This is a genomic window from Sphingobium sp. AP49 (assembly GCF_000281715.2).
Lineage (GTDB): Bacteria > Pseudomonadota > Alphaproteobacteria > Sphingomonadales > Sphingomonadaceae > Sphingobium.
This window is the reverse complement of the sequence record NZ_CP124576.1, coordinates 68,653-94,720: the sequence shown is the minus strand read 5'-3', so window position 1 is coordinate 94,720 and position 26,068 is coordinate 68,653. Positions and strand designations below refer to the sequence as shown.

At 62.7% G+C, this 26,068-nt stretch carries 33 protein-coding genes; 17 read left to right on the top strand and 16 right to left on the bottom strand.

Going from position 1 to position 26,068, the window contains the following annotated elements; all coding sequences use genetic code 11:
* Window positions 1-48: 48 nt before the first annotated feature.
* The 10 genes from PMI04_RS00470 to PMI04_RS00425 all read right to left on the bottom strand — a co-directional run bounded on the left by PMI04_RS00470 (window position 49) and on the right by PMI04_RS00425 (window position 10,747).
* Window positions 49-687: an outer membrane lipoprotein carrier protein LolA gene (locus PMI04_RS00470; protein ID WP_007704139.1), complete on the bottom strand. Its 639-nt coding sequence runs from the start codon at window positions 685-687 to the stop codon at window positions 49-51.
* 407 nt (window positions 688-1,094) lie between these two features.
* Window positions 1,095-3,419, bottom strand: a complete 2,325-nt coding sequence (locus PMI04_RS00465) for a DNA translocase FtsK (protein WP_007704137.1) — start codon at window positions 3,417-3,419, stop codon at window positions 1,095-1,097.
* Window positions 3,420-3,513: 94 nt separating this feature from the next.
* Window positions 3,514-3,996 carry a GNAT family N-acetyltransferase gene (locus PMI04_RS00460; protein ID WP_007704134.1) on the bottom strand — a complete coding sequence of 161 codons (483 nt, stop codon included), beginning with the start codon at window positions 3,994-3,996 and terminating at the stop codon, window positions 3,514-3,516.
* Window positions 3,993-4,910, bottom strand: a complete 918-nt coding sequence (locus PMI04_RS00455; RefSeq protein WP_007704131.1) for a DMT family transporter — start codon at window positions 4,908-4,910, stop codon at window positions 3,993-3,995. Before PMI04_RS00455 ends, PMI04_RS00460 begins: the two co-directional genes overlap by 4 nt.
* Before the next feature lie 15 nt (window positions 4,911-4,925).
* Entirely contained in the window at window positions 4,926-5,156 is a 231-nt protein-coding gene (locus PMI04_RS00450) for a hypothetical protein (RefSeq protein WP_007704128.1), read from the bottom strand.
* Window positions 5,153-6,298, bottom strand: a complete 1,146-nt coding sequence (gene ispG / locus PMI04_RS00445) for a flavodoxin-dependent (E)-4-hydroxy-3-methylbut-2-enyl-diphosphate synthase (protein ID WP_007704125.1) — start codon at window positions 6,296-6,298, stop codon at window positions 5,153-5,155. The genes PMI04_RS00450 and ispG overlap by 4 nt, the downstream gene beginning before the upstream one ends.
* 51 nt (window positions 6,299-6,349) lie before the next feature.
* Window positions 6,350-7,651, bottom strand: a complete 1,302-nt coding sequence (locus PMI04_RS00440) for an OmpP1/FadL family transporter (RefSeq protein ID WP_007704122.1) — start codon at window positions 7,649-7,651, stop codon at window positions 6,350-6,352.
* Window positions 7,652-8,072: 421 nt separating this feature from the next.
* Complete coding sequence (locus PMI04_RS00435) at window positions 8,073-9,455, bottom strand: phosphoglucomutase/phosphomannomutase PgmG (RefSeq protein ID WP_007704121.1); 1,383 nt, start codon at window positions 9,453-9,455, stop codon at window positions 8,073-8,075.
* Between the two features lie 27 nt (window positions 9,456-9,482).
* The gene (locus PMI04_RS00430; protein WP_007704120.1) at window positions 9,483-9,941 is read right to left on the bottom strand and encodes a hypothetical protein; all 459 of its coding nucleotides are present in this window, start codon (window positions 9,939-9,941) and stop codon (window positions 9,483-9,485) included.
* Entirely contained in the window at window positions 9,941-10,747 is an 807-nt protein-coding gene (locus PMI04_RS00425; RefSeq protein WP_007704118.1) for a division plane positioning ATPase MipZ, read from the bottom strand. The genes PMI04_RS00430 and PMI04_RS00425 overlap by 1 nt, the downstream gene beginning before the upstream one ends.
* A gap of 108 nt (window positions 10,748-10,855) precedes the next feature.
* On the opposite strand from PMI04_RS00425, the gene panC reads away from it, so the two are divergent.
* The gene (gene panC / locus PMI04_RS00420) at window positions 10,856-11,701 is read left to right on the top strand and encodes a pantoate--beta-alanine ligase (RefSeq protein WP_007704115.1); all 846 of its coding nucleotides are present in this window, start codon (window positions 10,856-10,858) and stop codon (window positions 11,699-11,701) included.
* Here the strand turns inward: panC and PMI04_RS00415 are convergent.
* The 4 genes from PMI04_RS00415 to hemE form a co-directional block, all read right to left on the bottom strand.
* On the bottom strand, window positions 11,698-11,832 hold the full coding sequence (locus PMI04_RS00415) for a hypothetical protein (protein WP_007704112.1): 135 nt from the start codon (window positions 11,830-11,832) through the stop codon (window positions 11,698-11,700). The two genes, panC and PMI04_RS00415, sit on opposite strands and share 4 nt — an antisense overlap.
* 171 nt (window positions 11,833-12,003) lie before the next feature.
* Window positions 12,004-12,612, bottom strand: a complete 609-nt coding sequence (locus PMI04_RS00410) for a hypothetical protein (protein ID WP_007704109.1) — start codon at window positions 12,610-12,612, stop codon at window positions 12,004-12,006.
* Between the two features lie 118 nt (window positions 12,613-12,730).
* Entirely contained in the window at window positions 12,731-13,171 is a 441-nt protein-coding gene (locus PMI04_RS00405) for a CopD family protein (RefSeq protein WP_007704099.1), read from the bottom strand.
* A complete protein-coding gene (hemE, locus tag PMI04_RS00400; protein ID WP_007704097.1) occupies window positions 13,171-14,232 on the bottom strand; it encodes a uroporphyrinogen decarboxylase in 1,062 nt (353 codons plus the stop codon). The genes PMI04_RS00405 and hemE overlap by 1 nt, the downstream gene beginning before the upstream one ends.
* 291 nt (window positions 14,233-14,523) lie before the next feature.
* Here hemE and PMI04_RS00395 point away from each other — a divergent pair, with 291 nt between their 5' ends.
* The 11 genes from PMI04_RS00395 (at window position 14,524) to PMI04_RS00345 (ending at window position 21,600) form a co-directional block, all read left to right on the top strand.
* A complete protein-coding gene (locus PMI04_RS00395; RefSeq protein WP_037485109.1) occupies window positions 14,524-15,351 on the top strand; it encodes a pyruvate, water dikinase regulatory protein in 828 nt (275 codons plus the stop codon).
* Window positions 15,348-15,941, top strand: a complete 594-nt coding sequence (locus PMI04_RS00390; RefSeq protein ID WP_007704093.1) for a nucleoside triphosphate pyrophosphatase — start codon at window positions 15,348-15,350, stop codon at window positions 15,939-15,941. Before PMI04_RS00395 ends, PMI04_RS00390 begins: the two co-directional genes overlap by 4 nt.
* A complete protein-coding gene (gene aroE / locus PMI04_RS00385; protein WP_007704091.1) occupies window positions 15,938-16,762 on the top strand; it encodes a shikimate dehydrogenase in 825 nt (274 codons plus the stop codon). The genes PMI04_RS00390 and aroE overlap by 4 nt, the downstream gene beginning before the upstream one ends.
* 11 nt (window positions 16,763-16,773) lie before the next feature.
* Window positions 16,774-17,367 (top strand): dephospho-CoA kinase, encoded by a 594-nt coding sequence (coaE, locus tag PMI04_RS00380; RefSeq protein WP_007704088.1) that lies wholly within the window; start codon window positions 16,774-16,776, stop codon window positions 17,365-17,367.
* 32 nt (window positions 17,368-17,399) lie between these two features.
* Entirely contained in the window at window positions 17,400-18,101 is a 702-nt protein-coding gene (dnaQ, locus tag PMI04_RS00375; RefSeq protein WP_007704084.1) for a DNA polymerase III subunit epsilon, read from the top strand.
* Between the two features lie 71 nt (window positions 18,102-18,172).
* Entirely contained in the window at window positions 18,173-18,766 is a 594-nt protein-coding gene (raiA, locus tag PMI04_RS00370) for a ribosome-associated translation inhibitor RaiA (protein WP_007704081.1), read from the top strand.
* Between the two features lie 131 nt (window positions 18,767-18,897).
* The gene (locus PMI04_RS00365; protein ID WP_007704075.1) at window positions 18,898-19,365 is read left to right on the top strand and encodes a PTS sugar transporter subunit IIA; all 468 of its coding nucleotides are present in this window, start codon (window positions 18,898-18,900) and stop codon (window positions 19,363-19,365) included.
* A complete protein-coding gene (locus PMI04_RS00360) occupies window positions 19,325-19,822 on the top strand; it encodes a PaaI family thioesterase (protein WP_007704073.1) in 498 nt (165 codons plus the stop codon). The genes PMI04_RS00365 and PMI04_RS00360 overlap by 41 nt, the downstream gene beginning before the upstream one ends.
* Complete coding sequence (locus tag PMI04_RS00355; protein WP_007704070.1) at window positions 19,815-20,165, top strand: DUF1491 family protein; 351 nt, start codon at window positions 19,815-19,817, stop codon at window positions 20,163-20,165. Before PMI04_RS00360 ends, PMI04_RS00355 begins: the two co-directional genes overlap by 8 nt.
* 175 nt (window positions 20,166-20,340) lie before the next feature.
* Window positions 20,341-21,012: a cell wall hydrolase gene (locus tag PMI04_RS00350; RefSeq protein ID WP_007704068.1), complete on the top strand. Its 672-nt coding sequence runs from the start codon at window positions 20,341-20,343 to the stop codon at window positions 21,010-21,012.
* 93 nt (window positions 21,013-21,105) lie between these two features.
* Window positions 21,106-21,600, top strand: coding sequence for an MmcB family DNA repair protein (locus PMI04_RS00345; protein WP_007704066.1), 495 nt, complete (start codon window positions 21,106-21,108; stop codon window positions 21,598-21,600).
* Between the two features lie 33 nt (window positions 21,601-21,633).
* Here PMI04_RS00345 and PMI04_RS00340 read toward each other — a convergent pair whose 3' ends face one another.
* Window positions 21,634-22,260 carry an ankyrin repeat domain-containing protein gene (locus tag PMI04_RS00340; protein ID WP_007704061.1) on the bottom strand — a complete coding sequence of 209 codons (627 nt, stop codon included), beginning with the start codon at window positions 22,258-22,260 and terminating at the stop codon, window positions 21,634-21,636.
* 43 nt (window positions 22,261-22,303) lie between these two features.
* Here PMI04_RS00340 and PMI04_RS00335 point away from each other — a divergent pair, with 43 nt between their 5' ends.
* The 4 genes from PMI04_RS00335 to PMI04_RS00320 are packed head-to-tail and all read left to right on the top strand — an operon-like array spanning window position 22,304 to window position 24,342.
* Window positions 22,304-22,957, top strand: coding sequence for an SCO family protein (locus PMI04_RS00335; protein WP_037485089.1), 654 nt, complete (start codon window positions 22,304-22,306; stop codon window positions 22,955-22,957).
* Between the two features lie 3 nt (window positions 22,958-22,960).
* A complete protein-coding gene (locus tag PMI04_RS00330; protein ID WP_007704055.1) occupies window positions 22,961-23,386 on the top strand; it encodes a YcgN family cysteine cluster protein in 426 nt (141 codons plus the stop codon).
* Window positions 23,367-24,077, top strand: coding sequence for a SprT family zinc-dependent metalloprotease (locus PMI04_RS00325; protein ID WP_037485086.1), 711 nt, complete (start codon window positions 23,367-23,369; stop codon window positions 24,075-24,077). The genes PMI04_RS00330 and PMI04_RS00325 overlap by 20 nt, the downstream gene beginning before the upstream one ends.
* Window positions 24,078-24,081: 4 nt before the next feature.
* Window positions 24,082-24,342 (top strand): hypothetical protein, encoded by a 261-nt coding sequence (locus PMI04_RS00320; protein ID WP_007704048.1) that lies wholly within the window; start codon window positions 24,082-24,084, stop codon window positions 24,340-24,342.
* On the opposite strand, the gene PMI04_RS00315 is transcribed toward PMI04_RS00320, so the two are convergent.
* Entirely contained in the window at window positions 24,339-25,163 is an 825-nt protein-coding gene (locus tag PMI04_RS00315; protein ID WP_007704045.1) for a rhodanese-related sulfurtransferase, read from the bottom strand. The genes PMI04_RS00320 and PMI04_RS00315 overlap by 4 nt on opposite strands.
* Window positions 25,164-25,228: 65 nt before the next feature.
* On the opposite strand from PMI04_RS00315, the gene pdeM reads away from it, so the two are divergent.
* Entirely contained in the window at window positions 25,229-25,888 is a 660-nt protein-coding gene (gene pdeM / locus PMI04_RS00310) for a ligase-associated DNA damage response endonuclease PdeM (protein ID WP_037485084.1), read from the top strand.
* Window positions 25,889-26,068 lie beyond the last annotated feature (180 nt).

The following is a 26,068-nucleotide window of genomic DNA, read 5'->3' as shown; positions in this document are numbered from 1 at the left end:
GATGAACGATGTCAGAAAGTTTTCGCTCCATCGCATCTGCGCCCCGATTCAGCCGCCCGGCCGGCCGCGCGGACGCGGATCGGTCCAGCGGAAAGCGGAATCGGCAACCGGCACGCCATATTGCTGGTTCGACAGCCGTACTGCCGTCCGGTTATTCTGCGAATCCAGTGCGACCCAACCATAGAGTTCCAGGCCGGCCGGTGCCGAGGGCTTGCGCTTGAAGATCATGGTGATAGTACCGAATTCCGGGCGCTTGGGATCTTTGGTCTGCACGCTGAGGACGGTCGGGTCGCCGGTCGTCACGATGGTGCCCACTTTCGACAAATCCTTGGTCGGGTCGATCAAGGCCGCAAGCGGCGAATTACCAATCGGCCAGCGCTGCACCTGGCGAACTTCATAGTCGATCATGGTGAAGGCCTTGCCATCCCCAACGATCAGTAGCGGTACCCCCTTCTGATACTGAAAACGGATCTTGCCCGGCTGCTTCAGAGTCAGCTTGCCAGTCAAAACCTGACCATTGCGGTCGGTCTGGCTGAAATCAGCCGTCAGGGTCGTAACGGCCCGGATATAGGCATTGACCTGCGTGAGGTCGGACGGTGCCGCCTGCTGCGCAAGGGCAAAGCCCGCCGGCACCGCAACCAGTATGGCGGCAAGGGAAAGGGTGACGGGCGCGAGGATGCGCTTCATGCAATCATCTCCGGTTGTTCGGAAAAGGAGGTGTAGGGAGTGGGGCTTGAACCCGCTGTGAACCTTGCCGTTCCATCGATAGGGAAAGAGCCGATCGAAAAGACCAGACGGGGGAGAGCGGCCCTGAAATGGCTGGCTCGATCCCCCGTGCTCCCGCCTCGCCATGCCGGTCTTACCGGCGGCACCGCTCCAATTATGTTTATCGGCGCGGCAGCAGCGACGCCTGCCTAGACCGATTCGCAGATAAAAAAAAGGCTGATCCGAAGACCAGCCTGAAAAGTTTTTAGGAGAGGATGCCTGAAAGGCACATTCCTAATGGCTCAAAGCGATTGCTCCGACAAATGCGAAGGGCACAAGCATGATTGCATGGAATGCAATCGTCCCCGGAAATCAGGCATTTCGTAGCGTCAGAGCGGATTGCCATTCTCATCGCGCAGCACTTCGCGCCGGCCAACATGATTGGGCGGGCCGACCAGTCCTTCCTCTTCCATCCGCTCGATCAGGCGCGCGGCCGAATTGTAGCCGACCCGCAGCTGGCGCTGCAGCCAGCTGGTCGATGCCTTCTGATTCTCGAACACCAGCTGGCAGGCCTTGCGGAACAATTGCGCATCCGGGCTGTCATCGCCCAGGTCCACGCCGTCGAGTGCGAAGCTGCCTTCTTCCGGTTCCTCGGTAACGGCCTGGATATAGTCTGGCGAACCCTGTGCACGCCAATGATCGGCGACGACGCGCACCTCGTCGTCCGAGACAAAAGGCCCATGGACACGCATCAGGCCCTTACCGCCATGCATGTAGAGCATGTCGCCCTTGCCCAGCAACTGCTCGGCCCCCTGCTCGCCCAGGATCGTCCGGCTGTCGATCTTGGAAGTCACGAAGAAGCTGATACGGGTCGGCAGGTTCGCCTTGATCACGCCGGTGATGACGTCGACCGATGGACGCTGCGTCGCCAGGATCAGATGGATACCGGCGGCACGGGCCTTCTGCGCCAGGCGCTGGATCAGGAATTCGACTTCCTTGCCCGCGGTCATCATGAGGTCCGCCAACTCGTCGACCACGACCACGATCTGCGGCAGCGGCTGGAAGTCCAGCTGCTCTTCCTCATAGATCGGCTTGCCACTCTCGGGGTCGTAACCGGTCTGGACCCGGCGCCCCAGTGGCTTGCCCTTAGCCTTCGCGGCGCGCACCTTCTCATTATAATTGGCAAGGTTGCGAACCGAGATGGAGGCCATCATGCGATAGCGATCCTCCATCTGTTCCACCGCCCATTTAAGCGCTCGGATCGCCTTGCTGGGCTCCGTCACGACCGGAGCAAGCAGATGTGGAATATCGTCATAGGTCGACAATTCCAGCATCTTGGGATCGATCATGATCAGGCGCAGCTGGTCCGGCGTCATCCGGTAGAGCAATGACAGGATCATCGCGTTCAACCCGACCGATTTACCCGAACCGGTGGTACCCGCGATCAGCAGATGCGGCATCGGCGCCAGATCGGCAATGATCGGTTCACCCGAGATATTCTTGCCCAGGATGATCGGCAGGGTCGCTTCCTGACCAAATTGTTCCGAGGTGATAAGTTCGCGGAAAGATACGCCTTCGCGATGAACGTTGGGCAATTCGATGCCGATCACGGTGCGGCCCGGAATGGTCGCGACACGTGCCGACAGCGCCGACATGTTGCGGGCGATATCGTCGGCCAGCGCGATCACGCGGCTCGCCTTGATGCCGGGGGCGGGCTCCAGCTCATACATGGTGACGACCGGGCCGGGCCGGACCTCGACGATATTGCCCTTCACATGGAAGTCATCGAGCACGGATTCGAGCAGGCGAGCGTTGCGCTCCAGCGCCGCCTTGTCGATCTTCTGTCCCTGATTGGCGGGAACAGGATTGAGGAGATCGGGCGAAGGCAGCGAACCATGACCGAACAGATCATCCTGCGACACCGGCGCCATCGATCGCTGGGCAGGTGCGGGCTTGGGCGTCTGAATCGTGATCGGCGGCTTGGGCTCGTTCGAGACCTGCCTGCGAGGGGCAACGATACGTTCGTCCGGCAGCTCGTCGACATCGTCCGCGTCCGCAATCGCTCCACCGCCCGCGAAAGCCAGCGACGGGCGTGGCAGGCTGAATCGGGGCAGGGTCGGACGACGGATCGCGATGATCGGTTTTTCCAGGGCTAGACTGCGATACCAGGTGAGAAGGCCTGCAAGAAAGCTAGTGACCACCAGGATTCCGACGATCCATCCCTGTGCTGCCGGGACCTGAGCCGTCAGACTCATCACCCCCTTGGCCGTCACCAATGCGATAATCCCACCCCAACCTGCAGGAAGGCCGACCAGCGGAGCACGTTGAAACAGGGCGAGCGCGATTCCGATCAGTGCAATGCCCACCAGGCACTTGCCAAACTGCGCCTTCCATCCGCTCATATCCTGGTCGCCCCAAAGACGCCGGGCAGTGATCGCCATCAGCGGCAGGATCAGCGCGACGGGAACGCCAAGCAACCAGAGGAGAAAATCGGCGGCCCAGGCGCCGGGCGCCTGCATGATATTGGCGACATGATCGCCCGCGACCGTATTCATCGACGGATCGCTGGGCTGGTAGCTCAACAGCGCAAGCGCCAGGAACAAGGTCGCCAACATGAGCGAGATTGCGCCGATCAACGCACCGCTCCTCATGATGCTGCGTTTCAGCATCTCACGCCATTCCGGCGCGCGCTTGGCTCCGCGGCTGACAGCCATGGTCTTCAATGTCCCCCAAATGTTCCGGTCCGGCACAATGCGCCCAGCCGGGAGTCGTCGTCAAGTCTGTGGCCCCTCAGTTCGTCGGACCGGCTCAGCCCACCGCCAGCGCGGAGAGCGCTGCGCCATCGACGCGCTGTACCGTCCATTCGTCCATCGGCCGAGCGCCGATGGCGCGGTAAAAGGCGATCGCTGGCGCATTCCAGTCGAGCACCGACCATTCGAGCCGGGCGCAGTCGCGATCGATCGCCAACTGGGCGAGCCGGGCCAGCAGTGCCTTGCCGGCGCCCAAGCCCCGCGCTTCGGGCTGCACGAACAGATCCTCCAGATAAAGGCCAGGCCGCCCTTCAAAAGTCGAAAAATTATGGAAGAAGAGGGCAAAGCCGATCGGCGCGTCTTGATATTCGGCGATCAGCACTTCGGCCATCGGCCGGGGGCCGAAGAGGTAGCAGGCCAGCGTTTCACGATCCGCCTTCACTTCATGGGCAAGCTTTTCATAATCGGCCAGCGCCAGAATGAATTGGCGGATGGTGTCGATATCCGTCGGCTGCGCTTCCCTGATAATGATGCCGCTCATGCCACTCCCACTTCCACATGGGCGATCTCCGCCCGTTTCGTGCGCGCCGCGATAAGGCAGCCAGCAACGATCAACAAGGCACCCAGGATCGTCGTCGGCGTCAATGGCTCGCCAAAGGCCAGCCAACCGAAGATCGCCGCCCAGACGAAAGCGGTATATTCGACCGGGATCAGCCGCTGTGCTTCCGCCCGGGCATAGGCCCAGGCGAGCGCAGCAAGCGATGTGAAGGCGAGGACGGCGGCAAGCACCACCAGCGGGAAAGCCGATCCGGTCGGCAGGATCGCCCAGGTCGGCGCACCGAGCGCGAACACGCCCAGCATGACCAGATGCTGGAAGAAGGCGACCTCGATCGGCGAGGCCAGTTGCGCCTGCTGGCGCTGGAGGATGAGGTTCCAGGCAAAGAGCATCGCCGAGAGCAGCACCGCGCCAGCACCCATCAGCGCATTGAGATCATAGCCGCCGCGCATCCGCCCCGACAGGATCACGCCAACCCCGACCAGGCCGAGCAGTGAGGCGCCGATCGCCCGTCGCCCGATCCGCTCCTTGAGCAACAACGCGGCCAGATAGAGGGCGATCAGCGGAGCAATAAAGGAAAGGGCAATCGCCTCCGCCAGCGGCAGTCGCATGATCGCCCAAAAGAAGAGGCTGGCCATCAGCGCGACCACCACGCCCCGTAGCAGATGCAGCCGCAGCACTGCGCGGGTCGGCCAGGGCTGACGGGTGGCGAGCATCAGGACGAGGCCAAGCAGGCTACCGGTGCTCGCACGCCAGAACAGGGCATTATAGAGGCCAATCGAAAGACTGAGCCCCTTCATCGCCGCGTCCATCACCGAGAAGAGCGCGACGCCCAGGCAGCAGACAAGAAAGGGCAGCAGCGCGGATGGGCTATGAGAGTCTGGAAGCGGACTATCCATGGGCTGGTTATCGGATCAGTCGTCTTTGGGACCGGTGATCCTGCCGATGCGCAATTCGCCGATGTCCAGCCGGGTGATCCGTGCCTTGCCGATCCGCAGCCGCCCAATTGCCAAGGCACCAACGGCTATTGCCCCCAATGCAACGGCGCCCAGAGCCAGTGTAACAAGGGCGGACGCGCCAACCGCCTGCGCGCCCCTCGCGCTCGCGCCATGGGCAATAGTCGCCGGATCGGTGCGGCGGTTCATTCCGCCGCCTGGACCTGCCCCGCGTCGCTCGACGCGGCCTCGATCTCGGCGGCCTTTGCCTCGACCAGCCTGACGATATGGTCGACCATGTCGGCATCCTGGATCGTATGGTCGGTGACGCCCGACAGATAGACCATATGCTTGCCATTACCGCCGCCGGTCAGGCCGATATCGGTCTCGCGCGCTTCGCCTGGACCGTTGACGACGCAACCCAGCACCGACAATGAGAGCGGGGTGTGAATATGCTGCAGCCGTTCCTCCAGTGCCTGGACGGTACGGATCACATCGAATCCCTGCCGCGCGCAACTGGGGCAGGAGATGACCTTGACCCCGCGGGTGCGGATGCCCAACGTCTTCAATATCTCGTAGCCAACCCGCACTTCCTCCTCCGGCTCGGCGGAGAGCGAGACGCGGATCGTGTCGCCGATGCCGGCCCAGAGCAGGTTGCCGATGCCGATCGCGCTCTTGACCGTGCCACCGATCAGGCCGCCCGCTTCGGTAATGCCAAGGTGCAGCGGGCAGTCTACCGCATCGGCAAGCTGCATATAGGCCGCGACCGCCAGGAACACGTCGCTCGCCTTCACCGCGACCTTATATTCGTGGAAATCCTGGTCCTGCAGCAGCTTGATATGGTCGAGCGCGCTTTCGACCAGCGCCTCGGGACAAGGCTCGCCATATTTTTCGAGCAGGTCGCGTTCCAGGCTGCCCGCGTTGACGCCGATGCGGATCGAGCAGTTGTTGGCCTTGGCGGCGTCGACCACTTCCTTCACCCGCGCGGCTGAGCCGATATTGCCCGGATTGATGCGCAGGCATGCGGCACCGGCATCGGCAGCTTCCAGTGCGCGCTTATAGTGGAAGTGAATGTCGGCCACGATCGGCACGCGCGCGGCGCGAACGATCTGTTTCAGCGCCACGGTCGATTCCTCGTCGGGGCAGGACACGCGGATGATGTCGACGCCGGCATCCTCGCAACGACGGATTTGCTCGATCGTCGCCTTGACGTCATGAGTCAGCGTATTCGTCATGGTCTGCACCGTGACCGGCGCACCGCCACCCACGGGGACGTTGCCGACCATGATCTGCCGCGATTGCCGCCGCGCGATGTCGCGCCAGGGGCGCAGGCCGGGATTATGCTCTGACATGAAAAGGGGCTCCAGATCTCTGGAGCCCCCTATAAGCATTAAAGCGGCTTTTTAGAAGCGTGCGGTCAGCGATGCGGCAACCTGGTCCGCATTACCGCTGGTCTGTGCCAGGGTGGTTGCGGTGACAGTCGCCGGCGAGGGATAATAGCTGTCCGGACGGATGATGTTCGCCTTATCCACCCAGGTATGGGCGTAGGAGACATTGAGCGCGAAGGCCTGCGAGATATTCCAGGTCGCGCCGCCCGTCAGCCATACGCGGTCGCCATCAGGCACGCGCGTGGTCAGATGCTGCGGATTGGTCGGCGAACGATCGAACATGGTGCCGGCACGCAAGGTGAAGGCCGGGCTGAAATCATATTCGCCACCCAGGCTGACGCTGTAGCTGTCCTTATAGTCCAGTTCCTTGTTGGTGGTCCCGGTGGCCGAGGTGACGGCAATGCCCTTGAAGCTGGACCAGCCATACCATTTACCGGTGATCATCGCGCGCAGGTTCGGGGTCAGCTTGTGCATCATCGACACGGTAACGATGTCGGGCAGGTCGAGCGGGGCCGAAGCATCGAACTCGCCATTGGCTGCGGTCAGCGGAGCCACGAGCCCGGAAATCGTCTGAACACCCTTAAGCTTGTGGTTGATGCCCGAGCGATAATGGACGCCGACATTGGTGTCGCCATTGGTATAGAAGATGCCGGCGTTCCAACCGACGGTCCAGTCATCACCCTTCAGCCGGGTGAAGCCATCGGTGGTGACCAACGGCGATACCTGCGGCAGCGCGTTGGTCAGGTTCGCCTTGACATATTGCACGTCGACGCCGCCACCGATCGAGAAATTGTCGTTCAGCTTGAAGGCCGCCGAAGGCTGGATGTTGTAGGTCTTGAGATCGGTATAGATCGAGTCATAGCGACCGAAGAAGCCATCATCATATTCCAGCTTCAGGCCGAAGGGCGCGTTGACGCCCAGTCCCAGCCACAGCCGGTCGGTGACCTGGGCGCTGGCATAGAAATTGGGAACCGGAATGACGCTCTCAAACGGCTGGCCACCGTCATTACCGCCAACCGGCACGCGCGCGGTCGATCCCGGAATGCTGCGATAGCTGCCACGGTTGGTCTGCTTTGCCGAAGCCATCAGGCCGTTGACGCCCGCCGAAACCTGGACGCCCGACAACTGGGTCATGGCAGCCGGGTTGAAATAGATGGTCGATGGATCATCACCGGCCGCCGCGCCACCGGACATGGCGCGGCCGGTTTCCACGGGCGACTGTTCCTGCAAGTAGAAGCCGCCCGCGAGGGCCGGCATCGGCGCAGCGATGGCGCCGGCGAGCAGGAGAGTGGGAAGGATGCGACGGCGAAGGGACATGGCAATTCCTCTGCTAAAAACTCATCTGGCCGTTCTCGGCGGCCTGCAAACGCTTCAAAGCGCTCATGGAACCAAGCGCATAACAGCAAATTTCACGATTTCCACCGGAAGAAATGGCGGATTCACGCGATTTTCCTGACATTCGTCGCGATTTGGCCGCGCCGGACGCTACGGCAAGTAGCGTGATGTTGCATCAAAAGCACAAGGCGAAAAAAAAGCCGCCCCGAAGGGCGGCTATAAAGTTTTAGGAGAGGATGCCTGAAAGGCGAGTTCCTTTTGCGGTGCAGCGCCATTCGTCGCAAATGCGAAACATGATAGCCCGATTGCATTTTATGCAACCGGTGTCACAAATCACGATTTCCGTAAGGGAAATGCAAATCGCAAAAATGATAGCGATATCAATTTTGATGGGATAATCGCTTCATTTCGGCGTCGGCGAAGACCAATTCAGCCCCGAATCAAACAAATGCGATTCTATTTCGGCGAGAATCCTGACGAGACCAGCCGCATCATGCGCCTCTGCCCGCGCGGTCAAAGCATTCTGTGTATTGGACGCGCGCAGCAGCCACCATCCGTCGATCGTGCGAACGCGAGCACCGTCGATATCGTCAAACACCGCGCCGGTCGCACGCAGGCGGTCCAATATTTCCGCGATGACTGCAAACTTGCGCTCTTCGGGCAGCGAAATTCGGATTTCGGGGGTATTGATCATTTCGGGAATGCCACTTCGCAGATCGGTGATGCTGCGGCCCAGATGCGAGGCCGCGCGGATCAGGCGCACGGCGGCGAAGAGTCCGTCATCGAAGCCATAATAGTCATCAGCGAAAAAGACATGACCGGTCATTTCGCCGCCAAGCGGGCTGCCAATCTGCTTCATTTTGGACTTTATCAGGCTGTGGCCCGCTTTCCACATCACAGGCTCGCCACCCAGAGCCGCAATCCGGTCGAACAGCATCTGGCTACCCTTCACGTCCGCGACAATCGAAGCGCCGGGCACATCCTGCAGAACGACCTCGGCAAACAGCGCCAGCAACTGGTCGCCCCAGATGATCCGTCCACGCCCGTCAACCACACCGATCCGATCTCCGTCGCCATCGAAAGCCACACCGAAATCGAGTTTCTTGGCGCGGACAAGGTCGCGCAGATCGGCCAGATTTCCTTCTTCGCTGGGATCAGGATGATGATTGGGAAAATTGCCGTCTATGTCGGTGAAGAGCAGATGATGCTCACCCGGGATCAGCTTGACCAGCTTCTCCACCACGGGGCCGGCGGCGCCATTGCCCGCATCCCAACCGATCCGCCAGGCAGCACCGTCAAATCCCTGCATCAGCCGGGTGACATACGCATCCATGATATCGACATTCTCGACCCTGCCCTGTCCCTCGCTCCAGTCGCCAGCGGCCGACAGCTTCCCCAAATCCTGGATCGCCTGGCCGAAAAATGGCGTGTGCTGAAACACCAGCTTGAAGCCATTATGATCTGCGGGATTATGGCTGCCGGTTATCTGGATGCCGCCGCTCACATCCCGTTCCGCTTCGGCATAATAGAGCATGGGGGTGGGACCAAGGCCGATCCGGTCGACATCGACGCCCCCTTCACGCAGGCCGCGGACCAGTTGCGCCTCAAGCATCGGTGAGCTCAGCCGGCCATCATAGCCCACCACCACCCGTGATCCATCGGCACGGCGGACCAAAGTGGCAAAGCTGCGCCCCAGCGCATAGGCATCGGTCGGCCCCAATGTGGCACCGACAACGCCGCGCATGTCATATTCGCGTAGCAAGGTCGGCTCAAACCGATGGGCCATCACCGATATCCTTATGTCTGCGGCAGATCAGCGGCCGCGTTTTTGATCCTTTCCCGCCAGATCGTCGAGCAACAGATCACGGGCAGCATTAATCTGGGCCGCCAGGGCCTCCGTACCACCCTTATCAGGATGAACCGAGGCGATCAGGCGGCGATGCGCTGCACGAACGGCGCCAGAATCGGCATCGGACGACAAGCCCAACAGCGCACGAGCCTGTTCGATATCCCCATCGGTCAGCGGAATGGGGTCAGCTATCCGACGAGAGCTGCGACGCTTGCCTGTCTTTGCCTTGCCTCGCGAGGCGAAGAAGAGTGCTGCCCCCAGCAGGATCGGCGCGCCGAGCATGGGCTTGCCCTTGGCCGCAAGGACCGCGCCCACCAGCGCTGCCCCCAATGCCATGCCATCCTTGGTCGACATGCGCTGCAATCTCCCGGTCCAGATGAGCCAGCCTGCCAGGCCGATCAGCCCAAGCGCGATCAGCCCCATCAGGCGGCGCCGAGCATATCCACGGACGCGGCATGATCGCCGGTCGGCAAGGCCAGGCCCGACACCATCTCGCGCAGTTCCTGTCGCGCGGCGATATGGCTGATGCCCAGATCACCCAGATGGCCCTTGTCGAGCAGGGTCAGCCCAGAAGGGAAGAGTTCGCGGAAGATGACGCGTTCCGACAGGCCCGGAATGACGCGGAAACCGACCCGGCGCGACAATTCCATCAGCGCATCGCCGACGCGCTTCTTGTTGCGCGCGTCATGATGCTGGACGCGGTTGCGCAGCACGACCCAGTCGATCGATACCCCGTCTGCCTTGGCGCGCGACTTGCGCGCTTCAAAGATGAGTTCGGAATAGAAGGACAAACGGCGCACCCGGAAGGTTTCGGCATCGACCTGGCCGATCAGGTCGAAATCGACGAAGCTGTCGTTCATCGGCGTGACCAGCGTGTTGGCGCGGGCCGCCATATGGCGGGCGAAATCATCGTCGCGGCCAGGCGTATCGACGATCAGGAAATCCTTGCCGTCCGCGACTTGAGCGACCTGTTCGTCCAGCGCGACGACATTGTCGCCCTGGAAAACGGCAAAATCGGGAGCGGGCAGGTCGATGTTGCGGCGCCGCGCGGTTTCGGCGCGATTTTCCATGTAGCGGGTGACGGTGCGCTGCCGCGGATCAAGGTCGATCATACCGACATTATGGCCAAGCGCCGTCAGCGCGATCGCGGTGTGGACGGCCGTCGTAGACTTGCCGGTCCCGCCCTTTTCATTGGCGAAGACGATGAGATGCGTTTGCGCGTTCGCCATCGGACCTTGATAACCCCGTATTTGTCGCTCTAGATTCTTGACGGTCCCGCAGCGCAAAGCCTAGCAGGACGTCCCTGTCGCATTGCCCTTATCGGAGCCCCTCGTCCCGTGCAAATTCTCCGTGACCTTGCTGCCCTGCGCGCCGCCGTCGCCGCGCTGAAGTCCGACGGAAAGAGGCTGGCGTTGGTCCCCACCATGGGGGCGCTGCATGACGGACATATGGCGCTGGTGGAAGAAGCGCGCCGCCATGGCCGCCATGTGGTGGTGTCGATCTTCGTCAATCCGCGCCAGTTCGGCCCGAACGAGGATCTGGACGCCTATCCCCGACGCGAGGCGAAGGATGCACAGTTGCTGCAGGCCGCTGGCGTCGACATCCTGTGGGCACCCAGCGTCGAGGTCATGTACCCGGCCGGCTATGGCACCAATATCCGCGTGTCGGGGGTGAGCGACGGGTTGGATGGCGCAGCGCGACCGGGCCATTTCGACGGCGTCGCCACCGTCGTCACCAAATTGTTCAACCAGGTCGCACCCGATGTCGCGATCTTCGGCGAGAAGGATTATCAGCAGCTTGCCGTAATCCGCCGCATGGTCACCGACACCAATATGGATATCGAGATTATCGGCATGCCGACCCAGCGCGCCGAGGATGGCCTGGCCCTGTCGTCGCGCAATGCCTATCTGAACGAACAGGAGCGCAAGGATGCGCTGGCACTACCCCGCGCGCTGGGCGAGGCGAAGCGGCAGATCGAGAAGGGCGAGCCGGTCGAGGCAGCACTGGCCAAGGCGATCGCCACGCTCGCGACCCATGGTTTCGATCCGATCGACTATGTGACGCTGTGCGATGCCGCCAGCCTGGAGCCGATCATGACGCTCGACCGGCCGGCGCGGCTGCTGGGCGCAGCCAAGCTGGGCAAGACCCGGCTGATCGACAATATCGCGGTCGACCCGGCCTAACCCAGGATTCCGCGCTTGAGCAGGATGATAGCGAGGACGAGCAGGGCGATCACGGCCCAACCCTCCCAGGTGCGTGGACCATAGCCCCAACCGATCCGCTTGGGGCCGAACCAGATGCGCGGGTCATTCATGCGCGTCTCCGCTTAACTTCGCACATTTCCCGCACATTTTGACACAATGTTGCGCGGGGGCGATCCTATTCGCCTGTCACCCGATCGGCGACGCCCGCTTATAGCATGTCCAGGCAACCGTAGGATAGCAAGCTGAGGGGACCGAAGCGAAAACCCCGATCCCCCCGTCGATCAGAGCGCGCCGGCGACCGGAGCGGTGCTGGATTCGACCGGTGCCTCAACCGGGGTCGCGGCGATCGGCGCCGGCGTTGCCGCCGCGCTGTCGACCGAAAAGGCCAGATCCTCGTCCAGGAAGGCGGGAATGATCGAACCCGATGGGATGTTAGCACTGGTGCCGGTGGTGAAGAAGCCAGCGACTGGAATCAGCGCGATCGCACCGACCACCCCAGCCGTGCCAGTCACACCCTTGTCGTTGAAGGTTCCGGTAAGGCGCACCTGCCGGCCCCCCAGCCGGACATAGAGCACGCGGCCCTCGATGAAGCCGGACTTGCCCCACATGCCCTTGTTGCGGACGCTGGTGATCTCCGCCACGCCGGGCGTGCCGGCCGGGATTACGACGTTGCTGCCGACCATAACGGCTTCAGCGGTCTCGATATTGACGCGATCGCCGACCTTCACCGCCTTCTTCTTGGTGGTAAGTTCGACCAGGGTGCGCACGGGCACCTTGGCACCGGCGCGCAGGACATTGCCATCGACGGCAGGCGCGATGGTGACGGCAGGCTGCTGTGCAGCCGCCATCGGCGCGACCAACGCGGCCGCGCAGAAAAACAGACGAATCATGATACCCCCACAGAAAGTCCGCAGGATGCGGACTGACGGAGGCAAAGCATAGTCCGTGGGCTGGCGCCAGAGTCCAAGTATAGCAGTATGTTGTTGTGATCGCTTTACGTTACGGCGATCAAAAGGGGCGCACGATCACCATGATCACGATCACCGCCGCAGCGATGCCGGGTACCTCGTTCAGCAGGCGTAACTGCTTGTCGCCAAGGCTGCGCTGACCGTGCGCAAGCTTCCTGGCATAGCCGGCGATCCAGCCATGATAGCCCGACAGCGCCAGGACGAAGAGCAGTTTCAGGTGGAACCAGCCAAAATGCCAGGCGCCGATTTCCACCATCAGCATCAGGCCGAAGACCCAGGTGAGGATCAGCGAGGGATTGAGGATGATCTTGAGCAGGCGGGTCTCGCGCTCGACCCAGCGCTTGTCCTCAGGCGATCCCGGAACGGTTTCCTGATGATAGACGAAGAAGCGCGGCATCATGAATAATCCCGCCATCAGGAAGATGACGAAGATGACATGGGCGGCCTTCACCCACAGATAGGCAGCGCCAAGATAGGGCATCAGAGGGCCTCCGTTCCGCGTACATGCGCGATCAACGCCTCGACATGCGCGATCGGCGTGTCGGGCAATATGCCATGGCCCAGATTGAAGATATGGGGCCGGCCGGCAAAGGCGGCGCGAATATTATCCACAGCCTGTTCCACCGCCTGACCGCCCGCAATCAGGGCCAGCGGATCGAGATTGCCCTGCACCGGAAGCCCAGCGGGCAGCGCCTGGTTCGCCCAGTGCGGGTCGACGGTTTCATCCACACCGACCGCATCGACGCCAGTACCGATCGCATAGGCGGGCAGTTTCGCGCCGGCGCCCTTGGGAAAGCCGATTACCGGAATGTCGGGGTGAAGCGCCTTCAGCTTGCGGACGATGGCGGCATTGGGCTCGATCACCCAGCGCTCGAACTGGAGCGGGGCGAGGCTGCCGGCCCAACTGTCGAACAACTGTACCGCTTCCACGCCGGCCTCGATCTGGCCGGAGAGATAGATGACGGTCGCATCGACGATGGCGTCGATCAGCGCGGCGAAGCGATCGGGCTGTTGATACGCCATACGACGCGCAGCGCCCTGATCCTTGCTGCCCTGACCTGCGACCATATAGGTGGCGATCGTCCAGGGACTGCCTGCAAAGCCCAGGAAGGTCACCGACGGGTCCAGCGCGGCCTTCACCTGCCGCACCGTTTCATACACGGCCTCATAGCGGCTGAAATCGGGTTTCAGCGTCGACAGATCGGTGTCCGCCAGGATCGGGGCGAGGCGCGGGCCTTCGCCGGCCTCGAACCAGAGATCCTGTCCCATCGCATAGGGGACGATCAATATGTCGGAAAAGAGGATGGCGCCGTCGAAGCCGAAACGGCGCAGTGGCTGGAGCGTGACCTCTGCCGCTGCAGCACTGTCATAGACCAGTTCCAGGAAGCCGCCCTTGTCCGCCCTGAGTGCGCGATATTCGGGCAGATAGCGGCCGGCCTGGCGCATGAGCCACATGGGTGGGATCGGCGGCACCGCGCCGCGCAATACGGAGAGGAGCGGTTTGGCGCTGACTGCGCCGGCGTGAGCGTCGGGACCCGTCATGAACTCTCTACTTTATAAAGATATTTAAAAAGGAATGTTGAGGTTGTTGGGCTGTTGGTTCGGGGGTTTATGCGCTGTCCCCGCTTTTGCCAACAACTTGACTCCCTGAGTCAGGCGATTCCGCGGCGAGTCATTAGAGTCATCCCCATTACCCACAGGCTGTGGATAAGATTCCCACCCTGTTGAGAGGCTGTGGATAAGATTCCGGTGAGTGGGGATGAATCCGACGTGATAAGTTATCCACAACTCTATCCCTTGCTTTATCCACAGGGGACTCACAGAGATATGCCTGTGTCACGCATCCATCTTCACCTGCTTTCGGACTCCACCGGTGAAACGCTGGAGAATATCGCCAAGGCGGCGATCGGCCTGTTCGAGAATGTCGATGCGATCCGCCATTTCTGGCCAATGGTTCGATCCGATGTCCATCTCGACCGGATCATGGAGGAGATATCGGCCAATCCGGGTCTGGTGCTGTTCACGCTGACCAATCATCAATTGCGACGGCGGCTGGAAACGCGTTGCCGGGCGCTGGGCCTGCCCCATGTCGCAGCCCTCGACAGTGTAACCGATGCGCTGTCCAACATATTGGGCCAGGAGACGCGGAACCGGCCCGGGCGCAAACATATATTGGACGAGGCCTATTTCGCCCGGATCGAGGCGATCCAATTCACTATCGCCCATGATGATGGCGTTGGGCATGAGAATTGGGAGGAGGCCGATATCGTGCTGGCAGGCGTGTCGCGCGCATCGAAGACACCGACCTCCATCTATCTTGCCAATCGCGGCTACAAGACGGCGAATATCCCGCTCGTGCCGGAATCGCCGCCCCCACGCAGTCTTTATGGCCTGAAGCATCCGATGGTGGTGGGCCTCACCATCAGCCCCGAGCGGTTGATCCAGATAAGGCGCAACCGGCTATTGTCGCTGAATCAGGCACCCGAGACCGCCTATGTGGATAACGACAAAGTGCAGGAGGAACTGGCTTTTGCCCGGCGCATGTTCGCCGATAATGGCTGGCCGGTGATCGACATGACCCGCCGTTCGATCGAGGAGGCGGCAGCGGCGATCATCAACCTGTTCAACGACCATGCACTTGCAGAAGGAAATGAACCATGATCGTTCTGGCCTCGCAGAGCGCCAGCCGGCGCGCCATGTTGAGCGCGGCAGGGGTGCCGTTCGAGGCGTTGTCGCCCGGTGTGGATGAAGAGGCCGCCAAGGAATCGCTGCGCGCCGACGGCCATGATGGGCGCGCGCTGGCCGATGCGCTGGCCGAACTGAAGGCGCTGAAGGTGTCGCGCCGGGTGCCGGGCGCACTGGTGCTGGGCTGCGACCAGACCCTGACTCTGGACGACGGGACGATGATCGACAAGGCGGTCGACAAGGCGGATGCCGCGCGCATCCTGCGCCTGCTGTCGGGCCGGGTCCATCATCTCCATAGCGCGGCGGTGATCGTGCTCAACAATGACCCGATCTGGCGCCATGTCGAACGGGTGCGGATGACGGTGCGGCCGCTGTCCGACGGATTCATCGACTCCTATCTGGAGGGCGACTGGGACGAATGCCAATGGTGCGTCGGTTGCTACCGGATCGAGGGGCCGGGCGCGCAACTGTTCGCCAAGGTGGAAGGCAGCCAGTTCGGCATCCAGGGCCTGCCGCTGCTGCCGTTGCTTGACTTCCTGCGCATAAGGGGCGTTCTGGCGTCATGACCGACAAGCTTCCCTATGCCGAGGTGATCGGCGATCCGATCAGCCACAGCAAATCGCCGCTCATTCACAATTTCTGGCTGCAGGCGCTGGATATCGAGGCGGAATATAAGAAGACTCATGTGACGCCCGAAGGACTGTCCGCCTATTTCCTAACACGCCGGGCCGATCCCGACTGGCTGGGCTGCAATGTCACCATCCCGCACAAGATCGCGGTGATGGACTATACCGACGATCCGGGCGGCGTGCGTGAACGGATCGGGGCGATGAACACCATCGCCAGTGAGACAAGCGGACCGCTGATCGGCACCAATACCGATGCCGGCGGCTTCCTGCAGCCGCTGCTGCGCGACAAGTGGAAGGGCAGCAGTGCGGTGCTGATCGGCACGGGCGGGGCGGCGCGGGCGATCCTGTTTGCGCTCACCAGCCTGGGCGTCCCAGACATCACCATCATGGCGCGCGATCCGGCCAAGGGGCAGGCGCTGCTCGACCGGGCCGGGGTGAAGGGCGCGGTGATTGCCATGGCCGACCCGCTGCCGGCCGCCGACCTGCTGGTCAACAGCACGTCGCTGGGCATGGTCGGCCAGCCGCCACTGGATCTGGACCTGTCGTCGCTGCCGACCAGCGCGACCGTCTATGACATCGTCTATGCGCCGCTGGAGACCGGGCTGCTGAAGGCGGCGCGCGACCGGGGCCTCAAGACGCTGGATGGGCTGGAAATGCTGATCGGCCAGGCGGCGCTGGCATTCGACATCTTCTTCGACGCTGAGGCACCACGCGAACTGGATGCGGAACTGCGCGCGCTGCTGCTGGCGGCGGACTGAACGGGGACAGGGTGAAGATCTACGGCCTCACCGGTTCGATCGGCATGGGCAAGTCGGCGGTTGCGGCGATGTTTCGTCGCGAGGGCGTGCCCGTGTTTGATGCCGATGCCGAGGTGCATCGGTTGCAGGGGCCGGGCGGTCGGTTGATCCCGGCGATCGAGGCGCGCTTTCCCGGCACCACCGGGCCGAAGGGCGTCGACCGGGCCAAGCTGGGCGCGGCGGTGTTCGGTCATCCCGCCGAACTCAAGGCGCTGGAGGCGATCGTCCATCCGGCCGTGGGCGAGTCGCGCCGGCGATTCCTCAAACGCCATCGGTCGCGCCAATTCGTGATTCTGGACGTGCCCTTGCTGTTCGAGACGGGCGGGCATCGGCGCATGGCGGGCATCATCGTGGTCAGTGCGCCAGCCTGGAAGCAGCGGCGGCGGGTGCTGGCCCGGCCGGGCATGACGGTGGCAAAATTTCAAAGAATCCTGCACTTGCAGGTGCCCGATGCTGAAAAGCGGATGCGGGCAGACTATATCATCAACACGGGTACGACATTTGCCGCAACCCGGGCACAGGTCAGGCGTCTGGTCGCTTGCCTTGGCGCCCGGACAGGCAGATAAGTAGAGTCATAGAGAGTCGGTTCAAAAGGGCGATGCGCGAGATCATTTTCGACACCGAAACGACAGGATTTGATCCGGCATCCGGCGATCGGCTGGTCGAAATCGGGTGCATAGAACTTATCAATCGCGTGCCGACCGGCCGCACCTTCCATGCCTATTATAATCCACAGCGCGACATGCCTTCCGCCGCCGAGGCGGTGCATGGCCTGTCGAGCCAGTTCCTGTCGGACAAGCCGCTGTTCCGCGAGGGCGTGGCCGAATTGATGGATTTCCTGGAGGACAGCCCGCTGGTCGCGCACAACGCGCGCTTCGACTTCGGATTCCTCAATCATGAGTTGAAGCTGTGCGCGCGCGACGGCGTGTCGATGGATCGGATGATCGACACGGTCGCGATCGCCCGCACCCTGCATCCCGGCGCCAAGCACAGCCTGGACGCGCTTTGCACCCGCTATGGCATCGATCGCAGTCATCGCGTCAAGCATGGCGCACTGCTCGACGCCGAACTGCTGGCGCAGCTCTATGTCGAATTGACCGGCGGCCGTCAGATCGGCCTGGGTCTTGCACAGGAGGAAGAGAAAGAGATCGTCAGGGCGGAACTGACGGAAACCGCCGTTGTTCGCCCTGTTCGTCCTGCGCGCGTCTTCACGGCGAGCGCGGAGGAGCTGGAGAGGCATGCCGCTTTCGTCGCAAAGCTGGACAAGCCGCTCTGGCTTGAAGAGGCACCGCCGGCCTGAACCTGCCGGCGTCCGCCACGTGCCAACCGGGCCGCTGATCCGGCGCCCCGGCAAGAATAAGGAGAAGGCATATGGATATTCGTATTTCCGGGCACCAGGTTGAGACGGGCGAGGCGCTCAAGCAGCACGTCAGCGACCGGCTGGAAGCGATAGCCGAGAAATATTTCTCCCGCACGATTTCCGCCCAGGTCACGTTTCGCCCGGCCCCGCATGGCGCCTTCCATTGCGACATCGTCTGCCATGTGATGACCGGCCTGATCCTGAAAGGGGCGGGTGAAGCACAGGAGGCGCATCCTGCCTTCGACCAGGCATCGGACCGGATCGAGAAGCAGCTGCGCCGTTACATGCGCCGCCTGAAGGATCGCAGCATCCAGGCCGCCGCAGCCGAAGCACAACGCGCCAATGGCTATAGCGTCGACGATATCGATGGTGCGGGCTACACCATCTTTGCCGCCAGCGTCGACGAGGAGGAAGCCGCCGACGCGCCGCTGATCGTGGCGGAAACGCGGGTCGACATTCCCGAAGCCAGCGTGTCCGACGCGGTGATGATGCTGGACCTGCGCAACACCAATGCCCTGCTGTTCCTCAACGCGGGGACGGCGGCTTATAACATGGTCTATCGTCGCCAGGACGGCACGATCGGCTGGGTCGAACCGCGCGGCTGACGCCTCCTCCTGCCCGGGCCGCCTGTTGACCTCAGGGTGCAGGCGGCCTATGGGGCCGGGCTTTAGTTTCTCCGAGCAACGCGCATTTTTTTCGACAGGCTGGGCGCGCCTCGGCTGCCCCCGGAAGTAAAATGGTGCATTTCAACGATATTGTCTCACCGGAGGCCCTGGCCACCGATATCTCTGTTAATGGCAAGAAGATGCTGTTCCAGAAGGTCGCGGCATTGGCCGCCACGGCCTATGGTTTGGACGCGGACGCGGTGGCGGACGCGCTGCTGGAACGTGAACGACTGGGTTCGACCGGTTTTGGCGGTGGTGTGGCCATCCCCCATGCCAAGCTGGCCGGTCTCGATCGTATGTGCGGCGTGGTGGTGTTGCTGAACCCACCGGCCCCGTTTGATGCAGTGGATGATGCACCCGTCGATGTCGTTTTCGCGCTGCTGTCACCACAGGACAGCGGCGCCGAGCATCTGAAGACGCTGGCGCGCGTGTCCCGTTATCTGCGCGACGAGACCCATGTGGCTCGCCTTCGTGGAGCAAAGTCGGCGGAGGCGCTGCATGCCCTGCTGGCCGGTGGCGAGGCACGTGACGCGGCCTGAGCCGATATCCCTCGCCAGTGGCGAGGCGGCGCATTTCCGTGCTCTGGAGAATCTCTACAATAGCGCGCCGATCAACGATCTTTTCCGGTCGACCCTGAACGTCCCCGAGCCCGGCCGATCGATCATCGATTTCGAGGTCGATGAGCGACTGTTCCACGCTGCCGGCGCGGTGCATGGCACGGTCTATTTCAAGATGCTGGACGATGCGGCCTTCTATGCCGCCAACAGTCTGGTCAGCGATCGTTTCCTGCTGACCACGGCCTTCAACCTGCTGTTTACCCGACCGATCGGGCCGGGCAGGCTTCGTGCCGAGGGGCGCTGGATCAGCGGCAAGCGTCGCGTTTATGTGGCCGAGGCCAGCATCCTCGATTCGGACGGTGAAGAGGTGGGCCGGGGCACCGGCACCTTCATGCGGTCGCAGATTCCGCTGTCATCGCTATCGGGATATCATGGCTGAGGATATGCCTGCCGCGCGGCTGACCAGTGCGCTGCTGGTCGGCGCGCTGGTGAAGCGGGTCAGTGCGGCCGGCGGCTTTGCCATGGTGCTGGCAAAAGGCGATGAAACGAGCGGTATCATTCTGGTCCAGATAATGGAAAAAGGGCGGGAAACCGGAATTTTCGAGCGGGTATCGAACTTTCGTGGTGGTTACGCATTGATGCGCTGTGGCCCCCCGGCACAAGAGGGGGCGGAAGCGTTCGCAGCCTATGCCGAACGCCGACGCAGGTCGGATCCCGACCTGTGGTTGGTTGAACTCGACATCGCAGATGCGGAACGGTTCGCCGCTGAAACGATCTGCTGATTGTTGACTCCTTTTGCGCGCGCGGGCACAGGCGGCCAACGCTGAACGCGCAGGTTGCCTGCATTCGTCCATGGGGGGCGGGCTGGTAAACACGCAGACGGGGGGCGGCCGAACGTCACAGAATATCGGTTACAATCGACGTTTCTGGCCAATAACCGCATGATTTTGAGCTATAATGAGTTTTCGTTTGAAGGCCGCGATCATCGCGGCATTTACGCTGTCGGCCGCTGCGGCTGTTACGGCGTCGGACATGTCGAGCGCCAGCGAGGCCTCCCTGTCCACGGTTTCCCTTCCGGAAACCGCCGCGCTGACTAGCGCACCCGCGGCCGGCAACACGCCCGCCGTTATATTTGCTGCGCCGCAGGAAGTCGCGCAGTCGCTGCAATCCGGCCCGAAGGCTGGCAGCAATTTTTCGACCGATATCGAGCCCAAGGCCGAGACCCTGGCAGCCCTGGTTGATGCGCAAGGCGCTCCCGAGGATGTCGATGGCGACATGAAGTGCCTGGCTGGTGCGGTCTATTTCGAATCCAAGGGTGAAACGCTGGAAGGCCAGCTGGCCGTCGCCCGCGTGATCATCAATCGCGCCAAGTCTGGCCGTTTTGCCAGCAGCCTGTGCGGCGTCGTCTATCAGCCAAGCCAGTTCAGCTTCGTGCGCGGCCATGGCATGCCGCCGATCAACATCGCCAGCACTGCCTGGCGGGAAGCGGTTGCGATCGCCCAGATCGCCGCCGACGATAGCTGGGACAGCCAGGCCGAAGGGGCATTGTTCTTCCACGCTCGTCGCGTGTCGCCGGGCTGGGGCAAGACCAAGCTGGCGTCGATCGACAATCACGTCTTCTATCGCTGATCCGCCCTGTAGCGACGGTATTTCAAGGCCGGTTCGGACCCCATGTCCGAATCGGCCTTTTCTTTTGTTCGCTCTATGTTCTAGATTGATGCGATGACCACTCCCGAAGCCGATAGCTGTTCACCACTGACCGACGGAACCGCGCTGGCGGTTGCGCGCGGTACGCTGCGCCTGTTCCATCGCCACGATATGAACGGCATATTGGAAGTGCCGCTGCCCAATGGACGGCGTGCCGACATCATGGCGATCGACAGCGCCGGACGCCTGACCATCGTCGAGATCAAGTGTAGCCGTGCTGACTTGCTGGGCGATATGAAATGGCCGGATTATTTCGATTATTGCGACCGCTATTTCTGGGCGGTACCTTCGGGCTTCGATACCGGTCTTTTCGATAGCGAGGCGTTGTGGCCGACGCGCACGGGCCTGATCGTCGCTGATCAATATGATGCCGAACTGGTGCGCGCGGCACCAGTTGAGCCGCTGGCAGCGGCCCGACGCAAGGCGGAAGTGCTACGGTTCGCTCGTCGTGCAGCACGTCGCCTGTCGGCATTGGCGGATCCGGATTATGCGGCCGAACTGGGCTGGTAAGAAGAAGGGCAGTCCGGCCGCCCTTATCATCGATCAGAAAACCGGGCCTTGGACCGGACCCTTGGGCGCTGCACTGCTGGCCTTGGCGGAATCGAGGGCGTCGATCAGGCCTGGGGTGCGGTTGTCGCGTTGGGCATAATCGCGGGCGGACATGCCCGCGATGGTATCGCGCTTGTCGGGATTGGCACCCTGCGCCACAAGCAGGCGGACGATGCCGATGTCGCGCAGCTGCACCGCACGAATCAGCGGGGTTTCGCCGCTGCCATTGGTCTTGTCGACCTGGGCATTATGGGTCAGCAGCGTCCGGACCCCTTCCTCGAACCGGTTCTGCACCGCAAGCAACAATGGCGTGGTGCCATTATTGTCGGCGAGGTTCGGATTGGCGCCCTTGGCCAGCATGAAGGTCAGCCAGCTATTGTCGCGCCGGGCAATGACGATGTGCAGTGCGGTTTCGCCGCTATTGACGTCACGGCTGTTCACCACCGTTGATCCGGGCTTTTGCAGCAAGTCGGTGGCCTTCTGCCCATCGGCATCCTTCACGGCCTTGAGGAAGTTGTAATTGTCGGAAAACTGGGCCTGGGCGGCGATGGGCGCCATCAACGCCAGGGTGATCGCGGCAGGCCGCGCCAGAAACAGCCAGGTGGAAAGTCCAGTCTTCATCGTGCGCGCCCCGTTGGATTTGCAAATCGGCCCATAGCAAGGCATGGCAGGCGACACCATGAACAAAGCGCTGATCTCGCTCGCCCTGCCGCTTCTGGCCTTGCTGACGGCTTGCAATATGGGGGCTGGCACAAACGCATCAAGCGGTGAAAGCGAACAGGGCAATCTGGTCGGTGCGCGGATTGGCGCCCCCTTCACCCTGACCGATCAGGACGGCAAGACCGTCCATTGGGACGATTATAAGGGCCGCTATCGGATCGTCTATTTCGGCTACACCTATTGCCCGGACGTCTGCCCGGTCGATCTGCAGCGGATCATGCAGGCGTTCAGTGCTTTCGAGAAGGCAGCGCCTGCCCGCGCCGCCAAGGTGCAGCCGATCTTCATCAGTGTGGACCCCAAGCGGGACACGCCGGCGGTGCTGAAAACCTATGTCGCGGCCTTCCACCCGCGCCTCGTCGGCCTGACCGGCACGCCCGAGCAGATCGCAAAGGTGGCCAAGGACTTTGTCGTGCTCTACAATGCGGAAAAGCCGGAGGGGGCGAGCGACTATCTGGTCAGCCACAGCCGCACGCCCTATCTGTTCGGGCCGGACGGCAAGCCGATCGCGCTGGTGCCGGTGGATGATCCGGGCACGCCGGACGTGGACGAGGGCGCACCCGATATCGTGCGCGCCTTTCTCGAAAAATGGGTCAAGTGACATTTGGACTTCTGGGACAAGCCCCTCGACAAGCTGAACCGCGCCGAATGGGAAGCGCTGTGCGACGGTTGCGGCAAATGCTGCCTGCACAAGGCGGAAGATGAGGACACGGGCCGCATCTATCCGACGAATGTCGCCTGCCGCCTGCTCGACCGGCATAGCGGCCAATGCACCAACTATCCCGAGCGGCGGCGCTTCGTGCCCGATTGCGTGCGGCTGACCCCGGCCAAGGTGAAGCAGATCAGCTGGCTGCCGCGCACCTGCGCCTATCGGCTGCGCGAGGCGGGGCTGCCGCTGCCCGAATGGCATTATCTGGTCTGTGGCGATCGCGAGGCGGTGCATCGGGCCAAGGAATCCGTGCGCGGCTGGACCGTGGCGGAGGCGGATGCGGGTGATTGGGAACATCATCTTGTCGACCGAGAGCTGTGACGCGGCAATCCTGATCGATGGCGTGGCCATGCCGGTGCGGGTGCGCCGGTCGGCCCGGGCGCGCGCCTACAAGCTGACCATTGATGGACTGCGCGGCGAATTGCGCCTGTCGCTGCCGGCGCGGGCGAACCTCAAGCGTGCGCTGGGCTGGGCACAGGGGCATGAGGATTGGGTCCGGGCGCAGATGGCGGTGACGCCGGCGGTGACGCTGCTGGGTGACGGCGCGACCTTTCCGCTGGAGGGGCGCGAGGTGCGCATCTGCTGGATTGCAGGCGCGACCCGCACGATCCGACTGGAGGGCGACCGGCTGATCCTGGGCGGGGCGGCGGAATCGGTCGGCGCGCGGGTGCTGCGCTGGCTCAGGACCCGGGCGAAGGCGGTGCTGGAGGCGGAGACGCTGGCGATGGCGCAGGATCACGGCCTGATCGTCGCCTCGGTGGGTACGGGCGACACGCGCAGCCGCTGGGGCAGTTGCACTTCGAGCGGGGCGATCCGCTATAGCTGGCGGCTGATCCTGGCGCCCGCCTGGGTGCGGCGATCGACCGTGGCGCATGAACTGGCGCATCTGCTGCACATGGACCATAGCCCGGCCTTTCACGCCGCCCATGCCCGCATCTATGGCGAGGATCCGCGCCCGGCGCGGGTCTGGCTGAAGGCGCATGGGGCGGGCCTGCACCGTTATCAGGCCTGAACCGATGGCGCGCCGGAAACGCTATCTGACCGCTACCATGCCGGACGGCTATGTGAAGAAGATCGGACCAACGGCCGACCCCTTCACCCATTATTGGCGGATCGTCGCCGTGCTGGAAAATGGCAAGACCGAAGTGTTCTGGGGCCACACCCGCTCGCTGGCCGAAGCGAAGAAGAAGCGCGCCGCCGCGCCCGATGGCGCGCGGATGCGGGGCTGGACATCCTATCAGTTCGAGATGGTCGAACTGGTGGAAAGCGCGGATTAGCCCCGATGCGGCCAGGCGCCGTCGGCGTCGCCGCCGGGGCAGTCATGGTCGGTATCGCGCGGATAGGGCAGGCCACAGGCGCTGCAGGTGGCATAATGGCCTTGCTTGAGGCCATGGCCGACCGCGACCCGCTCGTCGAAGACATAGCAGTCGCCCTGCCAGCGGCTCTGCGCCTCCGGCATTTCCTCCAGGTAACGCAGGATGCCGCCCTTGAGGTGATAGACCTCGTCAAAGCCGCGCGCCTTCACCAGTGCGGTCGATTTTTCGCAACGAATGCCGCCGGTGCAGAACATTGCGATCTTGGGGCTGCGGCCTTCGTCGCGTAGCTTGGCAGCGAAATCGTCGAACCAGGCGGGAAATTCGCGGAAGGAACGGGTGGCCGGATCGATCGCATTCTCGAAGGTGCCGACCGCCACCTCATAGGCGTTGCGCGTGTCGATGACGACGGTGTCGGGATCGGCGATCAGTGCGTTCCAGTCTGCGGGATCGAGATGCACGCCGGCCTGATGGGCAGGGTCGAGGTCGCCCGCGCCGAGCGTCACGATCTCCGTCTTCACCTTGACCTTCATCTTGCCGAAGGGCGCGCTGTCGGCGGTCGCATATTTGACGTCGACGTCGGCGCAGCCGGGCAGCACGCGGATATGGGCGATCAGCCGGTCGATCGCCTCGGCCGTGCCGGCGACCGTGCCGTTGATGCCTTCATGCGCCAGGATCAGCGTGCCGCAGGTGCCGAGATCGGCGCACAGCGCACGCAGATCGGCGGCGGTCGCCTGTGGATCGGCGAAGGTAGCGAAACGGTAGAGGGCTGCAACGGTGAACATGGGAAGCCCTATAGGCGCTGGCGCGCGGACTTGAAAGCCGAGCGAAGAGCGCGCATAGCCGAGTGATGGTTCCCCTTTCGTTCGCAGGTCATGATTTCCTGGCATTGCCGGAGGCAGCTTTGTTCTGGCCGGCGCAGGGGGCGTTGCTGGTGGCCGACCTGCATTTCGAGAAGGCGAGCTGGTATGCCCGCTTCGGTCAGTTTCTGCCGCCCCATGACAGCGCGGCGACGCTGGACATGATCGAGGCACTGGTGGCGCGCACCGGCGCGCGGGCGATCTGGTCGCTGGGCGACAGTTTTCACGATGCCGATGGCGCGGCGCGACTGGACCCGCAGGCGCGGGCGCGATTGCAGGCGCTGACCGAACGGCTCGACTGGCTGTGGATAACTGGCAATCATGACGTCGGTGTGGTGCAGATGCCGGGCGGGCGCCGCGCGGTCGAGGCGGAGGTGGAAGGCATCTGGTTGCGGCATGAGGCCGACCCGGCCGATCCCCGGCCGGAAATATCGGGCCATTTCCATCCCAAGTTGCGCCTGTCCGTGCGTGGTCGCCATGTGTCGCGCCGCTGCTTCGTCGGATCACCGACCAAACTGATCCTGCCAGCGCTCGGCGCGCTGACCGGCGGGCTGGACGCGGGCCATGGCGAGATACAACGGGCGGTGGGACCGGGTGCGATGGCGTTGGTGCCGGTTTCCGACCGATTGCTGCGCTTTCCGCTGACGTAAAGAGACGCTACGGAAACCGGGCGTTAAATTGTTGCTGCTAGGCAACAGCACTATGCGATCTTCATCACGCAACTGCGGAAAAAGCACGGAATCTCGCGCTATCTTGCGTTATTCCGACTGTGGCAGCATAATCGCGCATAGTCCCGACCCGGCAAAAAGCCAGGCGGGCCAGGAGAGGAT